At 44.8% G+C, this 25,253-nt stretch carries 20 protein-coding genes; 1 reads left to right on the top strand and 19 read right to left on the bottom strand.

Annotation, left to right across the window (positions count from 1 at the left end; genetic code table 11):
- Positions 1-259: 259 nt before the first annotated feature.
- From FYJ57_RS06475 to gpr, 17 genes are all read right to left on the bottom strand, one after another.
- Complete coding sequence (locus tag FYJ57_RS06475; protein ID WP_154432083.1) at positions 260-622, bottom strand: hypothetical protein; 363 nt, start codon at positions 620-622, stop codon at positions 260-262.
- A 51-nt stretch (positions 623-673) separates the two neighbouring features.
- Positions 674-1,492, bottom strand: a complete 819-nt coding sequence (gene larE, locus FYJ57_RS06470) for an ATP-dependent sacrificial sulfur transferase LarE (RefSeq protein ID WP_154432082.1) — start codon at positions 1,490-1,492, stop codon at positions 674-676.
- Between the two features lie 434 nt (positions 1,493-1,926).
- Positions 1,927-3,087, bottom strand: a complete 1,161-nt coding sequence (rlmD, locus tag FYJ57_RS06465; protein WP_154432081.1) for a 23S rRNA (uracil(1939)-C(5))-methyltransferase RlmD — start codon at positions 3,085-3,087, stop codon at positions 1,927-1,929.
- Between the two features lie 2 nt (positions 3,088-3,089).
- Positions 3,090-3,353: an HPr family phosphocarrier protein gene (locus FYJ57_RS06460; RefSeq protein WP_022172357.1), complete on the bottom strand. Its 264-nt coding sequence runs from the start codon at positions 3,351-3,353 to the stop codon at positions 3,090-3,092.
- Between the two features lie 12 nt (positions 3,354-3,365).
- Positions 3,366-4,652: a CdaR family protein gene (locus FYJ57_RS06455; RefSeq protein WP_154432080.1), complete on the bottom strand. Its 1,287-nt coding sequence runs from the start codon at positions 4,650-4,652 to the stop codon at positions 3,366-3,368.
- A complete protein-coding gene (cdaA, locus tag FYJ57_RS06450; RefSeq protein WP_154432091.1) occupies positions 4,630-5,490 on the bottom strand; it encodes a diadenylate cyclase CdaA in 861 nt (286 codons plus the stop codon). The genes FYJ57_RS06455 and cdaA overlap by 23 nt, the downstream gene beginning before the upstream one ends.
- A gap of 43 nt (positions 5,491-5,533) precedes the next feature.
- The gene (locus FYJ57_RS06445) at positions 5,534-6,499 is read right to left on the bottom strand and encodes a hypothetical protein (protein ID WP_154432079.1); all 966 of its coding nucleotides are present in this window, start codon (positions 6,497-6,499) and stop codon (positions 5,534-5,536) included.
- A 22-nt stretch (positions 6,500-6,521) separates the two neighbouring features.
- A complete protein-coding gene (locus FYJ57_RS06440; RefSeq protein ID WP_154432078.1) occupies positions 6,522-6,911 on the bottom strand; it encodes a hypothetical protein in 390 nt (129 codons plus the stop codon).
- Between the two features lie 119 nt (positions 6,912-7,030).
- On the bottom strand, positions 7,031-7,744 hold the full coding sequence (locus FYJ57_RS06435; protein WP_022172352.1) for a ComF family protein: 714 nt from the start codon (positions 7,742-7,744) through the stop codon (positions 7,031-7,033).
- Positions 7,734-9,995, bottom strand: a complete 2,262-nt coding sequence (gene recD2 / locus FYJ57_RS06430; protein WP_154432077.1) for an SF1B family DNA helicase RecD2 — start codon at positions 9,993-9,995, stop codon at positions 7,734-7,736. The genes FYJ57_RS06435 and recD2 overlap by 11 nt, the downstream gene beginning before the upstream one ends.
- 3 nt (positions 9,996-9,998) lie before the next feature.
- Complete coding sequence (mreB, locus tag FYJ57_RS06425; protein WP_106491965.1) at positions 9,999-10,988, bottom strand: rod shape-determining protein; 990 nt, start codon at positions 10,986-10,988, stop codon at positions 9,999-10,001.
- 125 nt (positions 10,989-11,113) lie between these two features.
- Complete coding sequence (gene uvrA / locus FYJ57_RS06420; protein ID WP_154432076.1) at positions 11,114-13,951, bottom strand: excinuclease ABC subunit UvrA; 2,838 nt, start codon at positions 13,949-13,951, stop codon at positions 11,114-11,116.
- A gap of 207 nt (positions 13,952-14,158) precedes the next feature.
- The gene (gene hemW / locus FYJ57_RS06415) at positions 14,159-15,292 is read right to left on the bottom strand and encodes a radical SAM family heme chaperone HemW (RefSeq protein ID WP_154432075.1); all 1,134 of its coding nucleotides are present in this window, start codon (positions 15,290-15,292) and stop codon (positions 14,159-14,161) included.
- Between the two features lie 92 nt (positions 15,293-15,384).
- Complete coding sequence (locus FYJ57_RS06410; RefSeq protein WP_154432074.1) at positions 15,385-16,704, bottom strand: glycosyltransferase; 1,320 nt, start codon at positions 16,702-16,704, stop codon at positions 15,385-15,387.
- A 5-nt stretch (positions 16,705-16,709) separates the two neighbouring features.
- Positions 16,710-18,524, bottom strand: coding sequence for a translation elongation factor 4 (gene lepA / locus FYJ57_RS06405; RefSeq protein ID WP_022172345.1), 1,815 nt, complete (start codon positions 18,522-18,524; stop codon positions 16,710-16,712).
- A 148-nt stretch (positions 18,525-18,672) separates the two neighbouring features.
- Positions 18,673-20,043, bottom strand: coding sequence for a stage II sporulation protein P (locus FYJ57_RS06400; protein WP_235904457.1), 1,371 nt, complete (start codon positions 20,041-20,043; stop codon positions 18,673-18,675).
- 181 nt (positions 20,044-20,224) lie between these two features.
- On the bottom strand, positions 20,225-21,130 hold the full coding sequence (gene gpr, locus FYJ57_RS06395) for a GPR endopeptidase (protein ID WP_022172343.1): 906 nt from the start codon (positions 21,128-21,130) through the stop codon (positions 20,225-20,227).
- Positions 21,131-21,408: 278 nt separating this feature from the next.
- Here gpr and rpsT point away from each other — a divergent pair, with 278 nt between their 5' ends.
- Positions 21,409-21,672 (top strand): 30S ribosomal protein S20, encoded by a 264-nt coding sequence (gene rpsT / locus FYJ57_RS06390; protein ID WP_154432072.1) that lies wholly within the window; start codon positions 21,409-21,411, stop codon positions 21,670-21,672.
- A 199-nt stretch (positions 21,673-21,871) separates the two neighbouring features.
- Here rpsT and holA read toward each other — a convergent pair whose 3' ends face one another.
- Both holA and FYJ57_RS06380 read right to left on the bottom strand, forming a co-directional pair.
- Positions 21,872-22,861 carry a DNA polymerase III subunit delta gene (holA, locus tag FYJ57_RS06385; RefSeq protein ID WP_154432071.1) on the bottom strand — a complete coding sequence of 330 codons (990 nt, stop codon included), beginning with the start codon at positions 22,859-22,861 and terminating at the stop codon, positions 21,872-21,874.
- A gap of 107 nt (positions 22,862-22,968) precedes the next feature.
- Positions 22,969-25,218: a DNA internalization-related competence protein ComEC/Rec2 gene (locus FYJ57_RS06380; RefSeq protein ID WP_408636462.1), complete on the bottom strand. Its 2,250-nt coding sequence runs from the start codon at positions 25,216-25,218 to the stop codon at positions 22,969-22,971.
- Positions 25,219-25,253 lie beyond the last annotated feature (35 nt).

Raw genomic sequence — 25,253 nt, 5'->3', positions numbered from 1 at the left:
CAGAAATAGCAATTCAGAAAGCATCTATCAGTCCGGATGACCACTTCACTGTGGAACTTAAGTCCGGACTGAAAATTGATATTGAAGGATAATCCCATAGATGCACGAAACCCTCTCGCCATGATGGCCGGGAGAGTATTTCTATTCAGTAACAATCTCGGAATTATGCTCATTGCGCTTTCTATATTCTGTATCAATATTACTCTCGTTTTAATACATCCTATTATTTCATTAGTTTGTGGATGATTTTTAGCCCCTACTAGTATAATATCCATCCCTTTTTTGATGCGTCAGAAACAATTCTTTGTACAAACTTAACACGCGGACATGTATTATCCAAAATTCTATAACCTAACCTATCAATTTTTTTGATAATGCATTCTGATATACCGTATGTCGGGATTAATATACTTGCTTTTTTGTATTTTGGTATTTCTTCAAGACTAGATATTAGTGGTATTCCTTTTGCATTTAAATCATTTACTATTGCTGCAGAACGAACAACCTTTCCCAACATATAAGCTGACGAGTTAATACTTCTGTATGGCAGCTTAATAGCTCGATTAATACCAGAACAATTTCCTAAGCCTTCTACTATCGTACATATCACAATAACAAACATCCCTTCCGAATTTAGTAATACAAATAATTTCTTACACTATTAGTTTCACAATTATTTATCATTCAAGCTAACTTTATTATTCATACTGCCCATTCTATACCCTTCCAAATCGAGACACACGTAAGAAAATCCCACTTTCTTTAATTCTTTTACAACTGTTTGTATAAGATCATAATCAAAAAAACGATTTATTTCATCGTTTATTACCTCGATTCTTGCCACTTCATCATGAAGCCGAACCCTAAATTGAGTAAACCCTAAATCTGCTATCACTTGCTCAGCCTTATTTAGCATAGCAATTCTTTCCGGTGTTATTGCTGTTCCATAGGGAAAACGAGATGCCATACAAGCAGGTGACAGTTTATTCCAAGTATATAGCCCAAGTTTTTGAGAAAGGACACGAATGTCTTTTTTAGTCATCCCTGCCTCCAGTAATGGACTCTTTATGTGTAATTCAGTTAGTGCTCTTCTTCCTGGTCGATAGTCGCATAAATCATCCATATTGGAACCATCTACAATTGTCGTAATCCCCTCATTAGCAGCCACATTAATTATTCTTAACAATATCTCTTTTTTGCAATAATAACAACGATCCGGCGGATTATTTTTAAAACATGGTAAAGTGTAATCATTAAATTTGAGAATAAAATGCTTAATCCCTTCTTTTTTTACAAATTCTTCACTTCCTAAATATTCTCGAACTGGTTGTAAATCTGTTCGTATGGATACCGCAATAACATTATCCCCTAACACATCATGACAAACTTTCAACAAAAACGTACTATCTAATCCACCGGAATAAGCAACTGCTATCTTACCATAATTTTTAATATTTTCTTTTAAAAGTGCATACTTAGTTTCAACATCCATACTTGTTAATCTCCTCTCTTCTCTTTAGTATTAGCTTGAGACATCCTTACTATCGTATCATAGGAGGCTTTACTTTTCACCATACAACGTCACTACTACACGATTCGCCCCAGCATAGCTGGGGGATTAGCATTTTCATTTACTGGTAAAATCCTTTTGCTTTTACTATTGGTTTTCTTTACTTCTACTCCATATTTTCCGAAACTCCACATACCTATTCTGTTTCAAATACTACATTACAATGTGCTAACGAATGCAATGCCAAAACCATATGGATGTACAAAATCGTTAATGGAAAAACTTATAAATGTTTATGAATTGGTGACTGGATTCCTGTATAATGATAAGAAGCTTGCTTTCAGGGCATTTGAAAGCAAGCCTCTTAAATGTATTTTTGCACGTAACTGTGAAGGTACTGAACCGTTACGTGTTTTTTATGATTCCACCCTCTGCAGACAGGTAATCACCTCGCAGTGATCTGTGAACGGGAACATGTCCACTGGGCAGATCTTAGTTACTTTGTATTTTTTCTTTGTAAGATATCCAAGGTCTCTTGCCAGAGTTTCCGGATTGCAGGAAATATAAACTACTTTCTTTGGTGCCAGTTTTATAACAGACTGAAGAAATGCTTCGTCGCTTCCGGCTCTCGGAGGATCCATGAAGACTACGTCCATCTTTTCACCCTGTTCTGCCATGGAGACCATGAAGGCTCCCGCATCTGCCTGATAAAAACGAATGTTTTTCACACCATTCCCCTTAGCATTGCCGATGGCATCCCTGACCGCATCACGGTTTAACTCCACACCAGTCACTTCTTTTGCCTGTTTGGAAGCGATCATGCCGATGGTTCCGATACCGCAGTAGGCATCCAGAACTTTCTCTTTTCCCTTCAGGTCTGCCAGTCGGATCGCTTTCTTGTATAACCGTTCTGTCTGCACCGGATTGACCTGATAGAAGGAATGTGGTGAAATCCGGAAGGTATAGTCACAGAGTTCATCCTGAATATATCCTTTTCCATATAAGACGATATTTCGTTCTCCCAGGATCATACTGGTCTTCTTGTCATTGATATTGAGCACGATGGATGTGATCTCCGGATGCTCTTTTCTGAGAGCCTTCACAAAGTTATTCTTGGAAGGAAATACCGGAGAAACAACTACCAGAACTACCAGCATCTCCCCTGTCTTTCTTCCTGTACGGATCAGTACATGGCGAAGAAGACCGTAACCGCTGTCTTCGTTAAAAATCTTGATCTTAAAGGATTTTGCCAGTTTGCGGATGGTCTGGATCACTTCATCGGCTTTCTGATCTTCGATCTGGCAGGATTCGATGGGAACCAGTCGGTGACTGCTTTCTTCGTATCTTCCCACTGCAATATCACCGTTTCTCATATGCTTATAAGTAGCATGGACTTTGTTCCGGTAATAATAAGGATCTTCCATACCAAGGATCGGCTCCGGTTTTCCATAGTCCTTTAACAGTTTTCGTACTTTCTTCTCTTTTTCTTTCAACTGTTTTTCATATGGGATTCCCTGGTATTTACAACCGCCACATTTTTTCTCATAGGGACATTTTACTTTTTCTTCTGTTTTCATCTTTATTCGCCCAATCCTGCTTCTATGGCTTCCACCATTTTTTTCAGTGCTTCTTCTTCGTCCTCACCCTCGCAGATCAGTTCAATCTCATCTCCGCTTTTGACACAGGCTCCAAGTACGCTCAATACACTTTTTGCATTAGAAGTACCTCCTTCAAAAGAGAATGTGATCTTTGCTTTAAACTGCATCGCTGTCTTACATAATTCTCCTGCCGGACGCAGATGCAGTCCGGTAGGATTCTTTATTGTAACTTTCTTACTTACCATCTCAAACTTCCTCTACTCACTTGTTTTTTCTGCCTGATTCAGCTGTACGGTAGCCTGTACCTCTTCTACCTGTTCATAACCCTCCGGCAATGTTATGGTAACCGGAAGTGTATATTCCCCTGCTGTTTTTCCCGTCAGATCAATAACCGCTTTGATATCTTCCACCTTCAGCGCATTCAGATTTGCTTCCGTTCCTTTGACACGGATAGAAATCTTTTCTTTATTATAACTTACTCTCAGATCGGAACTCAGTCCCTGTACCTGAATTGCATCTGCTTTCAGGTCGTATTCCCGGCTGCCATATGGAAGGATACTGACTTTCACAGCTACAGACTGTCCTACTTCTTCCGGAATCTTCAGTTCCTCTTCCTCTGTGAGCAATGCGCTGAGTTTTACATTTGCTTCCAGATCGGAATTAATACCATCCACATTGATCAGTTCACCAGGAATCTCCAGGGTATTTCCATTGTCCTCCAGTTTTTTTAATGCTTCTTCACTTCCGGCGATTGAAATCGTCTCCGGCGTTGTAGTAATCTTATCCACCTGGTATCCTTTTGCCGGAGTACCGCTGTAATTCGCCTTGATCTTTACGTTATCTTTTACCCGCCATAATTTCATAGACACATTTACATAATGATCATCACTGATATTAAAAAACTGCAGATATTCTTCCGACATCGGTTCGCCATTCTGATCGATCAGTGTGATTTTCGCTTTTTTCGTAGCATCTGATGACAACCCGTCTGCCTCCACTGTAGCTACCACACTCTTAATTTTATTTACCACTGATTCCGGACCCTGAATCTGGATCTTCTCCGGATCTGTACTGCATTCTCCTACTACATAACCGTTTGCCGGTGTTCCTGTAGCCATACCGATGATCAGGAATTCCTTCGTGGCGGTATCCTCGATGGTTACCGGTATCGTCTTCGGAATAATGGTCACATCTTCTTCGGAGATTCCGCTGACAGACTTCAGTGTAACCGGTACATACGCCGGATTGGTATCCATATTAACGATCTGTGTCAGATCCGCCTCCACCGCAATATCCGTTCTTCCCTCAACCACTGATTTTTTTCCGGTCACATAGACCGTTACCGTCTGATATTCATCTGCGATCTGATAGGATTTTCCGGCATCATAGATATATCCGTCATTTTTCACTTCTACCTTTATTCCGGAATACCGTACGTTGGTTCTTACCGGATCGATTGTTCCTGAAACGAGGATCCAGATCACGCAGGCAATCAAAACGGAAATGATCTTCAGGCTGAGATTATTTGCCAGTTTTTTCTTCATGTTTTGCCCGTCCTTTCCATATTCTGGCAAGACCTGTTGTTTCTTTATGGTCTTTGCGTGTCTTCATACTGTTCAGGCGTTCTCTGAGTGCTCCCGGTGTCACACCGATTACAATCTTACCGCCGTACGTATAAGAAACCTTTCCGGTCTCTTCAGAAACAATAATTGTCAGTGCATCACTGACTTCACTGATTCCCACACCGGCACGGTGACGGGTTCCCAGACTTTTATTCAGTTCCAGATTATCTGACAGTGGCAGATAGCAGGTTGCCGATACGATCCGGTTATTTCTCACAATCACAGCTCCGTCATGAAGCGGTGTATTGTGTTCGAAAATATTAATCAGCAGCTGACTGCTGATCAGCGAATCCATGGCGATTCCGGTCTTCTCATACTCCTGAAGAATAATGTTCTGTTCCACAACGATCAGCGCACCGGTCTTTACTTCCCCCATTGCATATGCTGCATGGATCAGTTCACCGATTGTCCGGTCCGTGATACGCTCATCCATCTGCTTGCTGCTGTCAAAAGGAATCAGATTTGACAACATCTTTTTTTCTCCCAGCTGCTCCAGTGCACGGCGAAGCTCCGGCTGGAAAATGACCAGCACGCCGGTGATCGCAACCACACTCAGCTGTTGACAGATCCATAAAATCGTATCCATCCGTAAAATAGCCGCAATAATCAGAAAAACACTGACAATCAGAACACCTTTTAACAGTGTATACGCTCTGGTATTCTTGATCCATACCATCAGATAATATACAAAAATCGCAATCAGCAGAATCTGTACGATATCAATAATTCTAATAGAAGACGGCAGTGAAAACTTTGTCATACGCAGATGATATTTGATAAATTCTATAACATTTCCCACTGATTCACTCCCTTTCCCGGTTTCTTATAACAGCGGAATCCACCGGTACTTCTTCCGGTTTCCGTCCACTGCTTTTTTTCATATCTTTTATCTTTGGTACTGCTTTTACATAATAGTAATATTCATCATCTTCAAACTGCAGGCGTTCTGTCCGCTTATAATCCACATGAAAGAAAAAGAATTCCAGAATCTCCCCGACAAACACACTGACCATCGTTCCTGCCACCAGTGGTACCACCGGAATCGTTGCCTCAAGAAAAATTCCTCCGGCAGCCATAATGATCATATATGCAATACCGCCGCCAAAAACCGCAATATGCCAGGCATATTCCACTTCCAGTCTGCGTACCACATAGACGATCACCAGAACAGTAACAAATGCAATAATCGTAACCATCATCTCCTGATTTTTCATCAGTCCGTCCGAAAGAAACTGGAGATTCTGTATCTTTTCTTCTTTGTCTGCCCCGGTCAGAACCGAAGCATTGTCAGAAACAAGTTCCATAAAATAATATAAAATCACACCAAAGCCTGCACTTATTGCAGACGAAGGTGTTCTGGTCAGGCCGTAACCGATAGGGATCAGACACGGCACACCAAAAGAAAATGCTACCGGTGTCAAAAGTAATACCAACGCATCCTGGGGTGTAAAGCGCAGATACAGAATCACCATAATCACGATCAGCGCCAGTGCAAATCCTGCAATCTCTATGCCAATACCATAACACTGACCAACGATCAGTCCCATTCCCAAAAACACCATCAGATTCCACGGCATGATAGAACAGATCAATGAAGCAAGTAACACCACAAAAATCTGATCGAGTCCTTCCACATATGGCAGCAGCCCGTTGATTTCTTCAAATACAAGAAATGCCAGGAGAAACTTAAACAGTACCAGCAGATAGCTTCCATAACTGGCATATAACATTTTCAGTTTTCCCTTCAATTCCAGCAAAGCATTTTCCATCCTGCTGTCCTCCTGTTTATTCTTATTCCTCTTCGTACAGTGCTTCCAGCTCCCTGAGCCTCCGTTCATAAGCGGCTGCTCCTTTTTGGGCTCTTCCGTACCGGATCGTATGCAGCGTGTAAGTAACCACCGAATACACACCAATCGTCACCAGATATCCGCCAACGATCATCATACCGATCCAGGTTACATTCAGAGTATGTAGATGCTCAGCAAGAAATTCTGCAAAATAAGCTCCCACAAGTAACAAAATCACCAGATATCCGATACTTGCCAGGAAAAAATTGCGAAACAGTGCCAGACCGATATAATCACTGCGATAATACCGGGCAATCCGCAGTTCTTCTTTCCCTTCTCCGCTTTCATATCTTGCCAGCTTCGTCATCAGACGAATCTTTTCTTCCTTCAGCATGTGTCCTCACCTGACCGTTTCAACTGTTTTCCGTTATCTCTGATTCTTTTCTATGCCTTTTGGACAAAATCATACATGATTTATTTTACCATATCTTTCCGTGCATTAAAAGGGACTTTTTAAATTCCTTTACCGATACACAATGTCAGAACATAAACATTTTTCACCCCAACTGCCTTCAATTTTCCGGCAATTGCGTTCGCTGTACTTCCTGTGGTGTAAATATCATCTACAAGAAGAATATCCCGATACATTCCTGCCTCTTTTTTTACAACAAATGCCCGTTCCATATTCTTTTTTCTCTCTTTTCTACTCAGCTCTTTCTGTGCTTTTGTGGATTTTTTCCGCAGTACCAGATCGGTACGAAGGGGTATGGAAAACCCTCTGCTGATTTCCCGTGCAAGGACTTCTGCCTGATTATAGCCTCGCACACTTTTCTTTTTTCTGTGAATGGGAACCGGAAAGATCACCTGTGGATGTACCTGTCGGATAAAATCCGCTCCGTATAATCCCATCAGTCTCCCGAGAAAAATGCCGTATTCTTTCCGTTCTCTGAATTTCAGTCCCATCAGAGATTCTTTCAGTGGATCTTCATAAAGGAACAACCCTTTTGCCCGGGTAAATGATGGCTCCTGCCGGTTGCAGTCATAACAGTATTCCTGTTCTTCCCGAAGCAGCGGTTTCCCGCATTTTTTACAATTTGGCTCCCCGATCGGTTTCGGCATCCTGCGCCGGCAGCTGTGACACAGGTATTTTTCCATGCTTCCAAGCACCTCATCACAGAATGCACACCGCCTCGGATACAGCCAGTCCAATAATTTTTTACTGTTCATTTATTTCCTCGATCCGCTGACGCAGGCTGGTATACCGTTCCTTTTCCTGTTTGTTTCGGATCATCTCTTCAAAAGTCACTTCACTCCCAAGGATCGTCACGCAGGTACGTGCTCTTGTAACGGCCGTATACAGAAGATTTCTGCTCATCAGCATCCTTGGACCCCCGAGAAGTGGCAGAATCACTGCCGGATATTCACTTCCCTGAGATTTATGTATTGTGACTGCATAAGCAAGTTCCAGTTCATCCAGCTGTTTAAAAGAATACTCCACATACCGGTTTTCTTCAAAAACAACCGTCAATGTCTCTGCAAAGGTATTGATTTCTTCTATGATACCCATATCACCATTGAAAACACCGACTCCTTTATCCACAGCGATACCGTACTTCCCACGGATTTCCCACTCCAACTGGTAGTTATTCCGGATCTGCATGACTTTATCGCCCTCTCGAAACAGTCCTTTTCCGGTTTCTTTTTCTTTCTTTTTCGCATCCTGCGGATTCAGATATTTTTGCAGAACCTCGTTTAATCTTTCCACTCCGAGAAGCCCCTTCCGCATTGGTGTGAGAACTTGAATATCCAGAGATTTTGCTTTCACATATGGTGGCAGTTTTTTCTGTACCAGATATACGATACCGGCTACGATCACATCTGCATCATACCTCTTCAAAAAGAAAAAGTCTTTGCTTTTGTTATCGATTTTTACGGTTTCTCCACGGTTGATCTTATGAGCATTCATGACAATATCACTCTCCGTTGCCTGTCGGAAAATTTTATTCAGTTTCACTACCCTGAAGCACCGGGAATCGATCACATCTTTTAAAACCCTTCCCGGTCCCACACTTGGCAGCTGATTGACATCACCCACAAGAATCAGTCTGGTTCCCACCTGTACGGCACGAAGCAGTGCATGCATCAGGGAAATATCCACCATCGACATCTCATCGATAATGATCACATCTGCCTCCAGCGGATTCTCCTCGTTTCTTTCAAAATGTACTGCTGCAGATGAATCGTCCATCATTCCCGACAGTTCCAGAAGTCGGTGAATCGTAGATGCCTGATAGCCGGTTGTCTCCGTCATTCGTTTTGCCGCTCTTCCCGTAGGTGCCGCAAGAAAAATATCCATGCCTTCCATCTCAAAATACTGAATAATGGCATTGATCGTCGTGGTTTTTCCGGTACCAGGACCTCCGGTGATAATCAGAAGCCCATTTTTCACTGCCTCAACCACTGCATCTCTCTGCAGTTCATCCAGCTCCAGCTCATTTTTCTTTTCAATGTTTGCCAGCCGTTTCCGAATCGTTTCTTCATTTTCTTCCGATTGAATATTCAATTCACACAACCGTCGCGCCGTATCCAGTTCCAGATAATAGTACTGGCTGCCATAAACGATCCGTTCCGTCTCCGGTTCTCCATTTTCATTAACTGCGCCTTCCACCGGAATTTCTTTTATTACCACTTTCCGCTCAATGGCAAGATCCATAATATGTTTTTCCATATGCTGTGGCTCCACTCCAAGAAGCTCCGAAGCCTTTGCCAGAAGTATTCGTTCCGGCAGATAAACATGCCCGTCCTGAGCTGCCAGCGTCAGCGTATAAAACAGACCACTTCTGATCCGATAATCGGAATCGGTATGGATCCCGATTCTTCCGGCAATCTCATCTGCAATCCGGAAACCGATTCCCTGGATATCTTCTGCCAGCTGATATGGATTCTCCTTCAATACCGTATAGACACGGGAACCATATTTTCCATAGATCTTCACACCGAGACTGACGGAAATACCATATTGTTGCAGAAACATCATTGCACTTCGCATCTCTGATTTTTCTGCCACCTGCTCTGCGATCTCTCTGGCTTTTTTTTCACTGATTCCCTTTACTTCTGCAAGACGTTCCGGTTCCTCATCAATGATCCGCAAAGTATCGTCTTTAAACTTTCGCACAATTCTTGCAGCTAAAGCGGCTCCCACGCCTTTGATAGCGCCGGAGCCGAGATATCGTTCCATAGCGATGGAATCTTCCGGAAGTTTCGTTTCATAAGACTCCATTTTAAACTGCTGTCCATATGTGGCATGTTCCACATAGAAACCATGAAGTTCAAGAAGTTCCCCCTCGCCTACATATTCAAATGTCCCCACACAGGTCACTTCCGATCCTTTTACAATCAGATTCAACACTGTATATCCATTATCTTCATTTCGAAATATGATATGATCCACATACCCTTCGATTGTATCCTGTGACATGCTTTATTTTCCTAACTCTTCCATTACTTCCGCGTACCGTCCGGTTCCTTCGGCTACCACACACGCCGGATTCTCTGCTGTCATGGTGTTGATTCCCGTTCTCTGGCTGATCACCTCTTCAAATCCATCCAGAAGTGCTCCGCCTCCGGTCAGGACAATTCCCCGATCCACAATATCCGCAGCCAGTTCCGGTGGCGTCTTCTCCAGTACACTGTGCACTGCTTCCACAATTTTTGTGGTGCACTCCTGCAATGCCTCCCGTACCTCCTCTGATGTAACAGTGACAGTCTTCGGAAGACCGGTGATCACATTTCTTCCCTTCACTTCCATCGTCTCTGCCTGCGGCCGCTTGCACACTGTTCCGATCTTCATCTTTATGGCTTCTGCAGTCTGCTCTCCGATAAACAGATTGTGTGCCTTTCGGACATGGCGGATGATTGCTTCATCAAAATCATTGCCCGCTACCTTGATAGATGCGGAAACCACCACACCCCCAAGGGAAATTACCGCAATATCTGTGGTTCCTCCCCCGATATCGACAACCATATTGCCAAACGGCTTGGTAATATCAATACCGGAACCGATTGCTGCTGCAATGGGTTCCTCAATGATATATACTTCTCTCGCTCCCGCCTGGTAAGTAGCTTCTTCCACAGCTTTACGTTCCACTTCTGTCACGCCGCTTGGCACACAGATGCTGATCCTTGGCTTGCGAAACGCCTTTCTTCCCATTGCTTTTTGTATAAAATGTTTCAGCATCTTCTCTGTGATCGTATAATCGGAAATCACACCCTGCCGCAGCGGACGGATTGCCATGATATTTCCCGGTGTTCTTCCGATCATCTGACGTGCTTCCTCCCCGATGGCTTTGACCTTGTCTGCATCCTTATCATACGCTACTACGGAAGGCTCTTTTAAGACGATTCCTTTTCCTTTTGTATAAACCAGAATACTTGAAGTACCCAGATCAATTCCAATATCTGCTGCTGCCATAATAATCCCCTTTCTTGTACACTGCCTGTTCTCCCTCGGCGAATCCTGCATGGCCGCCCTTTTCGTTCCCTGTAACAGGCTTTCAGTTTATTATAATCAATTCCTGTTGAAATGAAAAGTTTTTTTTAGAGGTATTTTTCGACATACTTTCCGGTATATGAGATCGGACTTTTTGCTATTTCTTCCGGTGTTCCCTTCGCAATCACCGTACCTCCCCGGTCTCCGCCTTCCGGTCCGATATCAATAATATAATCCGCTGTTTTGATCACATCCAGGTTATGTTCGATAACCACAACCGTATTGCCTCCTTCTGACAGACGCTGCAGAATCTCTATCAGCTTGTGCACATCTGCAAAATGCAGCCCGGTAGTCGGCTCATCCAGAATATAGATCGTCTTTCCGGTACTTCGTCTCGATAACTCCGTGGCCAGCTTCACCCGCTGCGCTTCTCCGCCGGAAAGTGTCGTGGATGGCTGTCCAAGACGAATATAAGAGAGTCCGACATCATAAAGCGTCTCGATCTTTCTTCGGATAGACGGGACATTTTCGAAGAACTTCACAGCTTCTTCCACCGTCATATTCAGCACATCATAGATGCTTTTTCCTTTATATTTCACTTCCAGTGTCTCCCGGTTATAACGTTTTCCCTGGCAGACTTCACAAGGAACATAAACATCCGGAAAAAAGTGCATCTCGATCTTGATGATACCGTCACCGCTGCATGCCTCACACCGTCCTCCTTTTACATTAAAACTGAATCTTCCCTTTTTATACCCTCTGGCTTTCGCATCTGCGGTTGCCGCAAACAGATCTCTGATCTGGTCAAAAACACCGGTATACGTAGCCGGATTGGATCGCGGCGTTCTTCCGATCGGTGACTGGTCAATATTAATAACTTTATCCAGCTGTTCCATACCGAGAATCTCTTTATGTTCTCCCGGAATCGTCCTTGCACGGTTCAGTTTCTTTGCCAGGCTCTTATACAGTATCTCATTGACCAGAGAACTTTTTCCTGATCCGGATACTCCGGTCACGCAGGTAAAAACACCAAGTGGAAACTTCACATCGATGTTTTTCAGATTATTCTGTTTTGCCCCTTTTACCGTCAGCCAGCCGGTTGGTTTTTTCCGTTCGGCCGGTACCGGAATCTTAATCTTTCCACTCAGATAAGCGCCTGTAATAGAATTGTCATTCTTCATCAGTTCTTCTGCCGTGCCGATTCCTACCAGTTGTCCACCGTGTTCCCCAGCTCCCGGTCCGATATCCACGATACAGTCTGCCGCACGCATGGTATCTTCGTCATGTTCCACCACAATCAATGTATTACCGAGATCGCGCAGATGGCACAGTGTCTTTAACAGTTTATCGTTATCTCTCTGATGCAGTCCGATACTCGGCTCATCCAGGATATAAGCTACGCCCACCAGTCCGGAGCCGATCTGTGTGGCAAGACGGATTCTCTGTGCTTCCCCACCCGAAAGTGTTCCTGTCGCACGAGCCAGTGTCAGATAATCCAGTCCTACATCTACCAGGAAGCCAAGCCGGGCACGGATTTCCTTTAATACCTGTTCTCCGATCAGTTTCTGGGACTTCGAAAGTTCCAGTTCACTCATAAACCGATTCAGATTCTCGACAGACATCTCTGTGATCTGAGAAATATTTTTTTCTCCAACTGTCACTGCCAGTGCTTCCGGTTTCAGACGCTGGCCTTTGCAGGTACGGCACGGCGTGATCTGCATAAAAGTCTCGTATTCCTGTTTGGAACTTTCCGAACCGGTCTCCCGGTATCTGCGCTCCACATTTTTTATCAGTCCTTCAAAGGCCACATCGTACACACCTTCTCCGCGCTGGCCCTTGTAGTATACTTTTACTTCATGACCATTGGTTCCATGAATCAGAATATCGTGGATCTCCTTCGGATAATCCTGAAACGGCGTGGACAGATCAAAATGATATTCTTTACACAACGCATCCAGAATCGCTCTGGTAAAGCTTCCCTTTGTTGCACAGGACTGCCAGCCGAGTACTGCAATCGCACCTTCCTCGATGGACAACGACGGATCCGGGATCATCAGTCGCTCATCAAATTCCATCTTATATCCGAGCCCCAGACAATCCGGACAGGCTCCGAACGGATTGTTAAAAGAAAAACTTCGCGGCTCAATCTCATCAATGCTGATCCCGCAGTCCGGACAGGAAAAACTCTGGCTGAAGTTCAGATAGTTTCCATCCATCGTATCTACCACCAGCAGTCCGTCCGCCAGTGCCAGCACACTCTCAACAGAATCCGTCAGACGCTTTTCTATCCCCGGTTTTACCGCAAGCCGGTCCACCACGACAGCAATCGTATGTTTGATATTCTTATCCAGTTTTATCTCTTCAGACAGTTCGTACATATTGCCATCGATCTGCACCCGTACATAACCGCTTCGCTTTGCCTGATCCAGTACCTTTTCATGACGTCCTTTTCTTCCTCGCACAACCGGTGCCAGCAGCTGGATCCTGGTACGTTCCGGCAATTCCATGATCTGATCCACCATCTGATCCACCGACTGTTTTGCGATAACCTTCCCACACTTCGGGCAATGCGGGACACCGATTCTCGCATACAACAGACGAAAGTAATCGTAGATCTCCGTCACCGTTCCCACCGTAGAACGAGGGTTTCTGTTTGTAGACTTCTGATCAATAGAAATTGCCGGTGAAAGTCCCTCGATACTTTCCACGTTCGGTTTTTCCATCTGCCCCAGAAACTGACGGGCATAGGAAGAAAGACTTTCCATATATCGCCGCTGTCCTTCTGCATAGATGGTATCAAAAGCCAGTGAACTTTTTCCTGATCCGGACAATCCTGTCAGAACAACAAATTCATCTCTCGGAATATCCACATCCAGATTTTTCAGATTATTTTCATTGGCTCCACGAATCTTTATATATTGTTTTCCGGTCTTACGCACTGCCATTGTATTTTTCTCCTTTTGTTTTCCATGTGCTCCGCATAATCATACACCTGTAGATTCCGGGAGCGATCTGGCTCCTTTACATCCTGTTCCCTTTAACCTGCTCCGCACATTTTCTATGGTTTCTCCATATGTATCAGAACAGATGTTCTTTTAATTGTACGATATTTTTTATTCACTGTCAATCTGCCGTTTTTATTTTCCGCCTCTTTATTCATCCAGCAGAAAATCTGCCATGATCGGATTGCTGACACTGATTCCGGCTCTTGTCAGAGCGATCCTGTCTCCTTCTATTTTCAACAATCCCATCCTACTGTATTTTTCCAGCACCGGTCCGTATACTTCTTCTACGGATCTTCCGAAATTTTTCCTGAATTCGTTCCGTGATACACCACAAAGCAGCCTCAGGCCCAGAATCATGGTTTCTTCCATCTGATCCCCTACTGTCAGTGTTTCCCGGTCCCGTCGGATCGATTCCGGATTGCCGTTGAATGCCCCATACACCCTCATGTCTCTCAGGTTGGTAAACCGCTGATTTTGAAACAGAGATGCACTTCCCACACCAAATCCCAGATATTCTTTTCGTGTCCAGTATCCCAGGTTGTGCCGGCATTCTTTTCCTTTTTTGGCATAATTAGAGATTTCATACTGATGATATCCATATGACTGTAAAATCTCCCATGTCCGCTCATACATCCGCCGTTCTTCCTCCTCGTCAGGAAGTTCCGGTTTTTTCTCTGCAAAAGGGGTTCCCTCTTCGATAATCAGGCTGTAGGCCGAGATATGCTCCGGTTCCATTCCTGCGATCACCTCCAGACTCTTCTCCCAGGAAGTCAGATTCTGTCTGGGCAGACCGGACATCAGATCCACATTCAGATTGGCAAATCCCGCTTCTCTCGCCATTTGAAAACTTTCCTGAAACTGTGCCCAGGTATGAATCCGTCCCAACAGTTTCAGTTCCGTATCGTCTGTAGACTGACAGCCAAGACTCAGCCGGTTGATTCCCGCTCTGTGATATCCTGCAAGGTTGATTGCTGTCAGCGTTCCCGGATTGGCTTCCATCGAGATCTCAGCATCTTTTTTCAGACAATATGTGTCCCTTACCATCTCCATCAGTTCCTCCATCCAGTCCCCCGGAAGAAGAGAGGGCGTACCACCGCCAATATAAACAGATATAACTTCATATTCTTTTGCCTGAGGTCCCACCGCTGCAAGTTCCCGCAGCATGGCATCCAGATATACCCGCCGGCTCTTCTCATCGGCAGGTCCGGATAAGAAATCACAGTATTCACATTTTCGGATACAAAACGGAATATGTAAATATAATTCCAATTCTTTTTTCATCTTACTCTTCCTCAACTTTGGCTCGTTAATTTTCCCTGTAACGTAAAAAACTGCAGGCAGAACGTTGATCCTGCCGCAGTTTTTTTGCATATTTATTGTAGTACCTTCTGCATATTCTTTTTGATTTTTTCCGTCAGATATGCATATTGCAGCAGTTCATCCTCACTGAAACTCTGGTAGCAGGTCTCATCGTACTCCCGCTGTACATTAACAAGTGCTTCTTCCACCTGCGCGGCTTCCGGCAGCATCCAGACGGTGATTCTGCGATCCTGAGTTTTTTTCTCTCTGCTTTCCTGTATACGGATATACCCTTTTGCCATCAGCTTCTGCAGATGCAGCGACAGACTTTTTCTGGTCATATTGGTATAATCACTTAACTCTCTTCTGCTGACCGGCTGTTTCAGATGGCTGAGATAAAGAAGCAGACGGATCTCCGGAAAAGTAAGATCAAACTGGCTTGCCACCGGTTCAAGATACCTGTCAAAAAGTTTCCGGCTCCGGTATTCATCCATCAACACTCCTTCTCCTTCTACGGCTTCCAGGTACAGACTGCTTCGCTCTTCCCCAAGCTTCTGAGAACCTGGCAGAATCGTCGGTGCAACCATCCCGTCTCCCGCCGCATCGATCAGAAAACGATATACCTGCAGACGGTTTTTCTCGTATTCCTCTTCATCCAGAACATTTTTATAAAAATCCTTATAGTAGGTAAATACCGTCAGCTTCATCTTGATCGTTTTCGACAGATTCATTCCCTGGCTTGCCAGAGAACCTTTCGTCTTCACATAATAATAAATCGGTGTATGCAATGCATAGAATCTTCTGGCATGTCGGATATACTCCAGATTGAACATAAAATCCTCACACCAGCTGATCTCCGGATTCATCTGCAGGTGATGTTTCATGATAATATCCCGCCGGTACAGCTTGTTCCACAGTACACCGTAATAAAAATCTGCCGGTTTTTCCATCATGCAGCCCACAAACGCTTCCTGATCCATCACGCCATTGATTTCGATATCTCCTTTATGAGACAGCCTCTCCCCGATCACCCGGTAGAAATCAGCAATCACAAGATCCGCCTGTTCCTCTTTTGCCGCCCTCACCAGAAGTTTCGTCGCATCCGGTGTGATCCAGTCATCACAGTCCAGAAACTGCAGATACTCCCCGTGTGCCTGAGCAATCGCCATATTTCTGCTCTCAGACACACCGGAATTCTCCTTGTGGATCACCAGGACCCTGTCATCCGCAGCAGCGTACCGTTCACAGATTTCCCTGGTTTTATCGCTGCTGCCGTCATTGATCAGAAACAGTTCAAAATCTTTATATTCCTGTTTCAACACACTGTCCACGCATCGTTCCAGTGTCTTTTCTCCATTATAAACCGGAACGATAATACTTACTGCAGGTTTCATAGTTTTTAATCCTCATCCAGCTTCAGTACACTCATAAATGCTTTCTGTGGGATTTCTACATTTCCCACCTGACGCATTCGTTTCTTTCCTTCCTTCTGTTTTTCCAGAAGTTTCTTCTTACGGGAAATATCTCCACCATAACATTTTGCCAGTACATCTTTTCGCATTGCGCGAACAGTCTCTCTGGCAATGATTTTTCCGCCTACCGCTGCCTGAATCGGAATCTCAAACAACTGTCTCGGAATTTCTTCTTTCAGTTTCTCGCACATTTTTCTGCCGCGCTCATAAGCTGATCCCTCAAATACAATAAAGGAAAGTGCATCCACTTCTTCTTTATTGACCAGAATATCCAGTTTTACCAGTTCGCTTCTCTCATAGCCGATCATCTCATAATCAAAAGACGCATATCCTCTGGAACGGGATTTTAATGCATCAAAGAAATCATAGATAATCTCATTCAACGGCATATGATACGTCAGCAGTGCTCTGGTTGTCTCCATATATTCCATTCCCTGATACTGTCCACGCCGCTCCTGACAAAGATCCATGATCGGTCCGATGAATTCTGTCGTTACCATGATCTCTGCTTTTACCATCGGCTCTTCCATATATTCAATAGTTGACGGATCCGGCAGATTGGACGGGTTCGTCAGATCCATTACTTCACCGTTGGTCTTGTGTACTTTATAGATAACACCCGGTGCTGTTGTCACCAGATCCAGATTATATTCTCTCTCCAGACGTTCCTGGATGATCTCCAGATGCAGCAGTCCGAGGAATCCACAGCGGAAACCAAATCCGAGGGCTATAGATGTCTCCGGTTCATACTGCAGCGAGGCATCATTTAACTGCAGTTTTTCCAGTGCATCACGAAGATCTCCGTACTTTGCTCCGTCTGCCGGATAGACACCGCAGTATACCATCGGGTTAACCTTTTTGTAGCCCGGCAGCGGTTCGCTGCACGGTCTGCTGTTATCAGTTACGGTATCACCGACACGGGTATCTTTTACATTTTTGATACTTGCGGTAAAATATCCTACCATACCGGCGGATAACTCCTCACACGGAATAAACTGTCCGGCTCCAAAATAACCGACTTCCACCACATCTTCCACAGCACCGGTCGCCATCATGCGAACAGTTGTTCCTTTTCGGATCTTTCCTTCTTTGATCCTGCAGAATACGATAACACCTTTATAGGAATCGTACACGGAATCAAAAATCAGTGCCTGCAGTGGTGCTTGCGGATCTCCGGTTGGTGCCGGAACTTTTTCTACAATCTGTTCAAGAACCTCTTCTACGTTCAGTCCGGTCTTTGCGGAAATCTGTGGGGCATCCTGTGCCTCGATACCGATCACATCTTCGATCTCGTTGATAACACGCTCCGGCTCTGCACTTGGCAGATCGATCTTATTGATCACCGGCATAACATCCAGGTCATGATCCAGTGCCAGATATACATTTGCAAGTGTCTGGGCTTCAATTCCCTGTGCCGCATCCACCACAAGGATCGCGCCATCACAGGCTGCAAGGCTTCTGGAAACCTCATAGTTGAAGTCTACATGCCCGGGAGTGTCGATCAGGTTGAAGATATATTCTTCCCCGTCTTTTGCCTTATATACGGTTCTCACGGTCTGTGCCTTGATAGTAATTCCTCTCTCACGTTCCAGATCCATATTATCCAGTACCTGGGACTGCATCTCTCTTTCTGTCAGCAGACCGGTCATCTCAATGATCCGGTCTGCCAGGGTAGATTTTCCGTGATCAATATGGGCTATAATACAGAAATTACGAATTTTACTTTGATCAAAATCTGCCACTTTAGTACCTCCGATTTCTTTCTTTATACTCAGGTGCTTGTCACTGTTGAACTTTTTCTTCTTTTGGTGCCATCTACCTGATTCTCTGATTGCATCGGGTATCCGGACACTATGTAATTTTACATTGCCTTTTATTATAGCATAGTTTTTACTGTCCCTTCAATACTTTATCCAGAATCACACTGAAGGGTTCCATCGCATTCATCGCCTCTTCCACCGTATTGGTCTGTGCGCCCACTTCCAGGAGGATCGAGCGCGGCCGCACATGAAGATTATACCGATATCCTTTGAGATAAATACACCGTGTCAACTGTGGATAGTACCGCGCCGCCTGATAAGACAGCTGAAACGAAAATGAGAGATTATCTTCGATATAAGGATTGGGAAGTGTATCCAGATTCCCGTTTTTTACCGTTCTGCTGAGTCCGTTAAAATACATGATCTGCGCTGTCGGTTTTCCGTTGATTTCCGTCACCAGATGCTTTCCTTCCGGTACTCCATCCCTGTGCAGATCGATCACCACCTGAATCGTAGGATTTTCCTCCAACACCTGCCCGATCACCGGAAGTGCATAGTTATATGCCTTGCTCCGGTCCAGCTGACCTTCCATCAGATCGAAAGTATCCTTTCTGTGGATCACCTGATATCCATAAATGTCCCGCAGAATACTCTCAAGATAATTTCCCACACCGACCACGCTTGTTGCCTCATCTCCCTCGATAGAATCGGCAAATCCTTCCTGCGAATGAGTATGGTAAATAAGGATCTGCGGAACGCTGCTGTCTTCTTCCAGTGTCAGCGAATCTCCCAAAAATGTACTGGCATTGATCTGTGACCCGTCCACTGTTGTGTTCGGATCTACCACAAAGAAATTGTTCAGCAGATAGTGAAAATCACTGAGCCGCTCCATGGAAAGGTCTATCTTTGGTGTCGACTCTACTGCTGTAGTCCACGCCGGAAGCTGTGCAGTTGCTGTACCTGCATTCTCTGTTGTCTGTGGCTCATTCTCATCTGTTTTTCTCTCCTGTTGCTCTTCTTCATTCCCGTTTTTTTCCTGTTCTCCCTCCTGTTGGCTACTCATATCATTCTCTTCATTTTCCCTGGCCGTCTCGTTCTCCCGGGTCACTGCCTGACTCTGATTTTCTCCCAACAGCCGGTCAGCGATCGTATTGCCATTGGCATGGATCATCTCATAACAGGTACTTTCATCCTCAATCACCGGATGTTGTTCTTCTTCCTGATGCTCTTTCAGATACATGCCCAGCGGATACCAGTTTTCGATCTTTGTCCACAATTTTGTTATCAGCGGAGTAGTAGTCCCCTCCTCATAAAAAATCCCCGGCATATACCACAGATACGCTTCCCGCTCTGTCTCCATACAGATATCCCCGAGTATCTGCTGTGCGCGTGTTCCCGGAGACTGCCTAAGATGCAGATATCCCCGTGCCGCGAGATATCCGCCAAGGCAGACACACAATCCCCACACCGTTGCTTTTACAATCCGTTCTGATCTTCTCATCTTTCCCTCTATGATCTTTCCTGACTTTCACCATACATATTTTTTTCGGATAAATATATATTACATTCGCATAATTAAGAAAGAACCGGCGTTCCTTCACGACCTGTCCTAAAATGTGTTCTTACTTTTACTTCTGATTTTCCTGGAGTACATACTTGTATTATATGAATTCCCCTGCTTCTTATGCCTCCATCGCGATATTGATGCCCTCTGAGATCGTATAACTGAGCCTTTTGACTGTCTCATCCACATCTTTGGGCGTAACAAACATTCTGTGCAGCCGCGGCGTGATCAGTTCCTGCAAAAACTCTTCCATCTCCGCCTCTTCCAGATTTTCCAGCAGATGAGCGATGGCATCATGAACAATCGTGGCGCCGTCTACTACAGTCGGCACACCGATACCGATCACCGGGATCCCCAGTGTTTCTTCATTCAATCCGCATCTGTGATTACAAACACCGGATCCCGGATTGATTCCCGTATCCGTTATCTGAATCGTGCAGTTTAATCTCCGTACACTGCGTGCCGCCAGTGCATCGATGGCGATCACTGCATCCGGATCCGTCTCCCGGATCACACCACGGATAATCTCCATTGTTTCCATCCCTGTCTGTGCCATAACACCGGGAACCAGACTGCTGATCTGATGTGCTTTTCTCTTTCCCATACCTGCCTTTCCATATTCTTTAATAATGTGTCTGGTGATCTTCAGATTCTGAATCACCTGTGGTCCCAGTGCATCCGGTGTGATCTCCCGGTTGCCAAGTCCCACCACCAGAATGGATTTCTCTTTCTCCAGATGAAGAAGTTCTTTCAGATGGTGCGCAAGTACCTGAGAAATCCCCCGGTGATAATCCTCATCCGGCACAATCAGATTCGGGGCTTCCATGGTAATATACGTACCTTTCGGCTTTTCCATCGCTTTCGCTCCCTGCTCCGTCTGAATCCGCACCACCGTTGTATTCAGGTCCAGAGCCTCCTCATATTTCTCCTGAATCGCCACACCCTTAATCTCCACATTGTCCTTCTCATACTTCTCCTTACTCTCCACTGCAAGATCCGTTCGTATCCCAAAATTTCCGGACATCGTTGTCACCTTTCCTTTCTGAACACCTTTTCCTGCCTGCGTTCTTTTCTCCTTTTAGATTTCCCTTTTCCTTTCGATTTATCCCTGAAAATCATTACTGTTCGCTCCGTTCACAATAACTGGTTCAAAATACATTCCAAAATGCCTTTTTTTCGGAAAAACCATTGACAAACCACGATAAATGGCATAAACTATATGGGTATTTTGAGATTAGCCTGTCCGTGTCTGGGCTGATGAATATGATAAATGATGGAATAATTTATTGGAGGTTATGGAAAATGGCAAACATTAAATCCGCTAAAAAAAGAGTTATCGTAAACAGAACAAAAGCTGAAAGAAATAAAGCTATCCGTTCTGAAGTTAAAACATCTATCAAAAAAGTAGAAGCAGCAGTTGCAGCAAAAGATCTGTCCGCAGCTCAGGCAGCTCTGAAAGTAGCTACCGCTACAATCGAAAGCGCTTGCTCTAAAGGTGTATACCACAAAAACAACGCAGCAAGAAAAGTTTCCCGCGTATCCAAAGCAGTTAACTCTATTGCTTAATTCTAATTGATAGAATAAATGTAACTGTTCAGTACCTTCACAGTTACGAATAAATAAAGAATTTAAAAAGAACAGTCATCCCGTCAGTGACTGTTCTTTTTTGTTGCTCTGTATCCGAAGGAAACTGCCAGTGGTAACTTCTGCAGGTATTCGAAAATCCCGGAAACTGTCCATTTCGGACAGCTCCCGGGATTTTTAATCACACCGGATTCTTCCGCGCATATTTTACAATTAGAAGTTCCACACTCAACACATCGCTCAGCCTTCCGGTTTTCACCTCTTCCTCTGTCTGAGTAAAATCTTCCACCGCCTGACGAAGCTGAGCTGTTGTGTATCTTCCGGTACAGCCGGTATAATTTCGAACCACGAAACTCTGCAGTCCGGTCCTTGATGCAATCGTTTTCTGATCGCATCCAAGCAGCTGCAGTTCTTTCACCTGTAACAGAAGATTAAACTGTCTTGCCAGCAAAAAAAGAATCCTCATCGGCGGCTCCTTCAGCGCCAACAGATCATAATACAGATCCAGCGCTTTCTTCTGGTTCTGCTCTGCCACCGCCTGTACCATCGCAAAGATCCGGTTATTGATCTGCGTAGTACATACCGCATCGATATCTTCCCCTGTGATCACAGATCGATCCATGGTATAACATAACAGTTTTTCCAGTTCTTTTTCGATATTACTCATATCCGTACCGGTTTTTGACAGAAAATGCTCCATATCTCTCTGAGTGATCTGTTTTCCCTCCCGTTTCATGATACCAAGCACCCAGCGTATCAGTGTTTTCTCATCCTGCACCGCAAAATCCACCACCCTGCCGATCTGCTTGACTGTTTTAAACATTTTGCTTCGCTTATCCACCTCTTCTTCAACAAACAGAAGATACAGATAATCCGGAAGATTGTTCAGATATTCTGCCAGTTCCGGGCACTGATTTTTGAAAAATCCGGTATTCTCCAGCAAAATGATCCGTCGATCAGAAAAAAACGGCATGGTTTCTCCAAGTGAGATTACTTCTTTCACATCAATTCCCTTTCCTTCGAATCTGGATTCATTCATCGTATCTCCATCCGGATTCCATGCCTGAAGCAACTTGTTGCGATACTGTTTTTTCAGATAACCTTCTTCCCCGAAAAAGAGATATGCCTGCTTATACTCCTGATTTTTTATATCTTCCAATACACTTTTCATCAAATCTTCTAACCTTTCACCCAATTTTCCTCATCTGAATTTATTATACTGTTTTTTTCCTGTTTCGGCAACCGGCATCATCAGCAAAACTCCGGAATGGTTACTGCTCAGTTACTGTTCACTCCGTGCCCTGCAACATGCTCTAGATATTCTGTTACCAGAACCTCCCTCCCCCTCTTCCTTATCGTAATCGCACCACTCTTCATCGTATACCGGATCTCACATCCGGTTTTTTTTAACCGATCTACCGTATCCGGTGACGGATGTCCATACCTGTTTTTCATTGCACAGGAAATTACTGCTAACGACGGTTGTACCTGTTCCAAAAACTCCCGGCAGGTGGATGTAGCTGAACCGTGATGTCCTACCTGCAGGATCTCGCAGGCAGGCAGATTCTGCAGCAATTCCCTCTCTTTCTCCTCCGGAAGATCTCCGGTAAACATCGCCCGGACTCCCTCCCATTTCCAGAAAAGTACCAGCGAACCCGCATTTGGTTCTGCAATCTTTTCCTGTTCTTTCGGGTAAAGAACCACGGCTTCTGCCTTTCCGATTGTCAACCGGTCCCCTGCCCGGATCTTCCTACAGGAGGCTCCCGCTTCTTCTGCCAGCTTTTTCAGTTGTTTTCCCTGTTCCGTCCCTTCCATCCAATATGGATACATAAGATTTTTTACTGTTAGCCAGCCTTTTTTTCCCTCCTCCAGTACTTCTGTTACGCCATTGATATGATCCTGATCTGTATGAGTGAGAACTACTGCTTCCAGACAGGATATTCCCTGCTGCTTTATGTATGGAAGAATCACATAAGTTCCCACATTTTTCTGACTGGTACTTCCCCCGTCAAGCAAAAGTGTCTGTCCGCCGCTCTGTAACAGGCTGGCATCTCCCTGTCCCACATCCAGAAATGTAATCTTTTCTCTCTGCTGCCAGGGATGTGCCATCAGCAAAAGCAGCAGTAGCATACTGCATAGTTCCATTCCCGGAAATATTTTCCACCGTTTTTCTCTTTTTATCAGCTGTTTTTCCACTAAAACCAGCAGAAAAATCACCAGATAATACCCTGCAATCACCGGTTTTGACGGTTGACCCGGAGTCCACATACCAACCGGCAGCTTCTCGGATATGTTCCCGATTTCCTGATATAGCTGCAACATTCCATAGGCCGGACTTCCCGCAAGACTTCCCAGAAATATATTCCATCCTGCCAGAACCACTCCCAATCCCCCGGAAGCAATGATTACCGGAAGTAAGGGAATCGCCACAAGGTTCCACAATATCCCCACCACTGACACCTGATAAAAAGTATCCAGCATTACCGGAAGAGTAAAAAGCCACAGATACCAGCCGGCCCGTATGTTTTCCAGTATTGCTCCGGCACTGCTCCCTTTTCCTCCTTTCCCTCTGTTCTTTCTTTTTTCTTTCTCCCCGATGCTCCGAAAGATTTTGTTCTTTTCACTGACATACCACCCCACACCGATCACAGCACAAAAAGACAGTCTGCACCCACCATCCAATATCAGATCCGGGTTATCCAGGAGCATCAGAATCCCGGCAAACGCCAGCGCAGACAGCAGATCGTAGGAACGCCCGAGAAGTCTTGCACCCTGAAGTACAAAAAACATCAGTAAAGCCCGTACCGCTGTGGTGGGCTGTCCGATCAGGATACCGTACCCCGCCAGCACACCAACAGAAAGTATCACCCAAATCGGCATGGGAAAACCCAGCCGTCGGAGAATCCCGGCAACTGCCAGGGCAAGAAGGCTGATATGCAAACCGGAGATGACAAGCACATGGCTGATTCCCGCTGCCTGATAAAGTTCTTTGATGTCCCCGGACAGTTCCCTCTTTTCACCAAACAACATAGCCTCGAGTATACCTGCCTCCGCATCCGGATAGATTTTCTCACATCGGTTCATCATTTCTGTCTTCCATATTTCTACAACTTCCCTGACACCGGATCTCTGTTCTTTTACTTCCAAAACAGTCGGATTCTCCAGATAAAAATCAATTTTCTTCCCGCTTTCGTAGATTCTTCGGTTAAATTGTCCCGGGTTGCGCGGAAGTTCCGGCAATACAAGCATCCCCTCCAGTCGGACATGCATTCCTTCCCGCAGACTGTTTATTTTTTCTTCTTTTCCTGTACATTTGATATTTCGAATGGGATAATTTTTTGTCGATCCGGAACGGATCAGAATTGCTTTTTTCAGATAAATAACTGTGCGGGTGGTTTTTTCAATACGGTACACCACTCCTTCCGCCTGTACCTTCTGCTCTTGTTCTGCCCACTGCCATGGTTTCTTCCCGGCGGGAGATTTCCATATCCAGGAACCTCCACACCAGTCCGTCACCAGAATAATCAGGATCAGTCCTGCAAACAGCAGGCAGAGAGGACGTT

It is taken from the genome of Oliverpabstia intestinalis (genome assembly GCF_009696065.1).
GTDB classification, from domain to species: Bacteria; Bacillota; Clostridia; order Lachnospirales; family Lachnospiraceae; genus Oliverpabstia; species Oliverpabstia intestinalis.
Note: the sequence above shows the minus strand (reverse complement) of the source record. Positions and strands in the feature narration are given on the sequence as shown.